Here is a 4,003-nt window from a genome sequence, read left to right as displayed (position 1 = left end):
TTATACCGCTTTTGACTCATGATTCGGACACAACCTTTCGTTAGTTTAATATTAATGACTTAACCAAGTTGTGTCCATGAAACTATACTAGCATCACTATGTGATGTTAAAGATTTTATTAATTAAAAATAATTCGAGCTTAAGACGAGAAAGGTTTATATGGTTTTGGATTGAATTCATTCTATATTTTGTTCACTGTATTTGACAAAGGTTCCCCATACATAATATAAAAAGATAGAAGAATCATCATATGTTTGAACTTAAATGAGAGGGATTGAGTTAACATTGAAGAAGAACTTTTGGCGTGAATTACCACGACCTTTTTTTGTACTTGCACCAATGGAAGATGTAACAGATGTCGTATTTCGACATGTTGTAAGTAAAGCTGCTAGACCAGATGTATTTTTTACTGAGTTTACAAATACAGAAAGTTTTTGCCACCCTGAAGGAAATCAGAGCGTACGAGGACGATTGATTTTTACTGAGGATGAACAGCCCATCGTTGCCCATATTTGGGGAGATAAGCCTGAATATTTCCGACAGATGAGTATTGGTATGGCAGAACTTGGATTTTCAGGTATTGACATTAATATGGGATGTCCTGTCCCGAATGTTGCATCAAGAGGGAAAGGGAGCGGACTAATTCTTAGACCAGATGTTGCTGCTGAAATTATCCAAGCAGCAAAAGAAGGTGGTTTGCCTGTCAGTGTAAAGACAAGGCTAGGATATACTTATGTCGACGAGTGGGAAGAATGGCTCACACATATTTTGAAACAAGATATAGCTAATCTTTCCATTCATTTACGGACTCGTAAGGAAATGAGCGATGTAGCTGCTCATTGGGAGTTAATCCCTGAAATCAAGAAACTTAGAGATCGGGTTGCACCAGATACTTTATTAACCATCAATGGCGATATCCCAAATCGTCAAGTAGGGCTGGAACTTGCTGAGGAACATGGTGTTGATGGAATAATGATAGGACGCGGAATTTTTAAAAATCCTTTCGCTTTTGAAAAAGAGCCGAGGGAACATAGTCATAAAGAATATCTGGATCTTTTAAGATTGCAGCTGGATCTATTTGATCAATATTCCAACGAGGTAAGACGTCCGTTTAAATCTCTGCATCGCTTTTTCAAAATTTATGTAAAAGGATTTCGTGGGGCGAGTGAATTAAGAAATCAATTGATGAACACGCAATCTACGGATGAAGTACGTGCATTACTTGATGAATTTGAACAGAATAACGAATTAGTATAAATAAGGAGCTTTTAAATAATGCTCCTTTTTCTTTTACTTCTCAAATTGGTAATAAGTCAAATATGCGATTACCGCAACGGCTTGGAGGTGGGATTATGTTAAATAACATTCAAATAAGGCCAATAACTTTAGATGATTTTGATACGGTTTTAAGATGGAGTAAAGATGAGAAGTTTTGCTTAGCAAATGGATGGAAAACTAACCAAGATCCTGTGGAACTTTATCGTTGGTGGAAAAATTGTGTAAACAATAAAGACGATGATTTTTTGCGATTAGGAATTGAATTCAATCATCGATTAGTAGGATATGCCGATTTAGCTTATATTAAAGAACACTCAGCTGAGTTAGGAGTTGCTATTGGCGAAATGGTTTTGTGGGGAAAAGGAATTGGATACCACTCATGTATTCATATGATGGAATATGGCTTTAAAACATTAAAAATAACAACCTATTATGCAGAAACACACGAAGCGAATATTCGTGCGAGAAAACTTTTAGACAGGCTCGGATTTCTTGAAACTAGTAGGTATGGAAATGGAATATTTGAAGGAAAAGAAAGTCCACTCATTCAGTACAAAAAAGTTTTTGATGTTATAGGAGGAAATTCAGACACTTAAACAGGTAGAAAAAATTGTTAATAACGATGAAATCATAACAAAAACTGTCATAATAGTATTTTTCAATACTATCGGAGAAAAATTTTTCAACCTAATTACCTATTGATTCATTTACATTTTTTTCTTATTAATAGATTAAGAGGATGTTTTTGGAAAGATTATTCAGTAAACAGAAAACGTTTCTAGAAAAATAAATACAGATTAGCTAATGAATCGAGGAGAAACCTATGCTTGAAATACATATTGCCATTGCAACAGCCATCATCGGAACTTTCTTAGCATCTCTCAACTATTTAGAAAAATATGTACCATTATTCATCATATATTTAGTATCTTTACTGTTAGGTATCGGTTGGGTCATTTATATATCGTTAGACCAAGGATTTATGAATACTTTAGTTGTTATATCAATACTCATAGTTAGTTATTTCGATTTTCCTTTTCCAGAAAAAAGTGGGGTTAAGAACAAAGAAATTATACAAGAGTTAAAGGAAAAAGGTGCAAAAGAAATACATATTCAAAAAAGCAAAGATCGAATTCTTTTAGATATTTCTTTTTCAAGTATATTTGTCTTGATTTCAGTTTTATACTTCATTTTCGGTCCGCCATCTGTATTCGAATTTATCCTTTTGTTTGGCTTAATAAGTCTTGTATATGGAATAGTCAAACGAATTCGATTGTATCGTACCCTTCATGTTTTTTTCGAACAAGAGGAAAATGCTCTTTATTTCGTATCTGCTAATGAAACGAAAAAATACCCGATAAAAGAACTCACTGATATAACTATCCAAACAAGGCCGGATATATTAAAACTGTTTAACTTATTTACAATGTTTTCATCCAACAAGGATTTTACGACATGCATGGGAAAAACATTGAAATTATCATTTTCCGGTGAAAATGTCTATTTTACTCCAGAATCTTCTGATGTTATGTTTTTGCACAAAGAGAATCATTCAATAAAAATAGATGAAGTTGACGTAAAGCCTTTTTACCATAAGGAAAATTGGAAACGACTTCTTGGCAAATGGTATTTTGCCTTAACAATAAAAGGGGTTGGAGCATACGCAATTATTATCGTTTTCCTAACATTCATTCATGCAAATCCGTATGTTACTGGGCTAGTGGTTATTATGTTTTGGTTGTTCAATATGTGGATATCTGATCGCATTTTAAAAATGGCATTAGATATGAAAGAAATTGTCGACCCAAACATCCATTCCATTGCAACTAAAGTCTTGAATCGTGCAGGTCTTCCTTATGTAAAGGTTTATAGTACTGAATCTTCTGATTATAACGGTTTTGCCATTGGAGCAAATATTGGTCAATCTTTAATTGCTTTAACTACCCAAACGTTAAAGCTTCCTCACGATGCAATTGAAGGAATCTTAGCTCATGAAGCGATTCATGTTAAAAAAAGAGATGTGATATTGGGACAAATACTTAAAATACATATGGTTGGAATCATTGTAGGAGGCTTATTTTACTTACATTATGCCTTTCCAAACCTATTCGAAAATCAAATCCTCCTATTTTTGATTATATGGGTTGTAATCATCCTACTTATTCCATTACTGAACTCCGTAGCAACTCAATGGATGGAAGTACGTGCCGATCATCTTGGAGCCACTCTGCTTGACGGAGGAAACGACCAAATGGCTAATAGTTTAGCTATACTATATGAACATCAACTTTCAGCCATAGAAAACTCGAAAAATTATGATGTTTATGAATTGGATGATGAAGAGATTGAGGATGAGGAAAAAGACGAGAAAATACATGCTTTGGAAAGAGAGACATGGTTTTTCCGTTTATTAGAATTTCAGTTTGGGACACATCCGCCAATGTATTGGCGTGTCGAGTCACTCCGTTCAACGAATATAGGTTGGAATATGAGGAAAATGAAATTATGGCTGAAAGATCGACTAATCGAATCTTTACCGGATATGAAAATTTTAAAAAGACAATGAATATGAATTCATCCGCACATACGTTTTTAGTATGCTGCGGATTTTTGTGTGCGCCCGGCATGGGTGTAATCTATAGGGTGAGAGTCCCGAGCTGCGAAGGCAGAAGTAGCAGTTAGCTTAACGCAAGGGTGTCCGTGGTGACGCGGAATCTGAAGGAAG

The 4,003-nt window shown here is 34.7% G+C and carries 3 protein-coding genes; all 3 read left to right on the top strand.

The window, feature by feature from the left end; translation table 11 throughout:
• Positions 1-285: 285 nt before the first annotated feature.
• Entirely contained in the window at positions 286-1,257 is a 972-nt protein-coding gene (locus tag AC3ASS_RS13705; protein WP_488284085.1) for a tRNA dihydrouridine synthase, read from the top strand.
• A 95-nt stretch (positions 1,258-1,352) separates the two neighbouring features.
• Positions 1,353-1,874, top strand: a complete 522-nt coding sequence (locus AC3ASS_RS13700; RefSeq protein WP_488284084.1) for a GNAT family N-acetyltransferase — start codon at positions 1,353-1,355, stop codon at positions 1,872-1,874.
• A 227-nt stretch (positions 1,875-2,101) separates the two neighbouring features.
• The gene (locus AC3ASS_RS13695; protein WP_488284083.1) at positions 2,102-3,844 is read left to right on the top strand and encodes a M56 family metallopeptidase; all 1,743 of its coding nucleotides are present in this window, start codon (positions 2,102-2,104) and stop codon (positions 3,842-3,844) included.
• Positions 3,845-4,003: the final 159 nt, after the last annotated feature.

It is taken from the genome of Bacillus sp. JST-5 (assembly GCF_057747715.1).
This window is presented reverse-complemented; position numbering and strand designations above follow the sequence as displayed.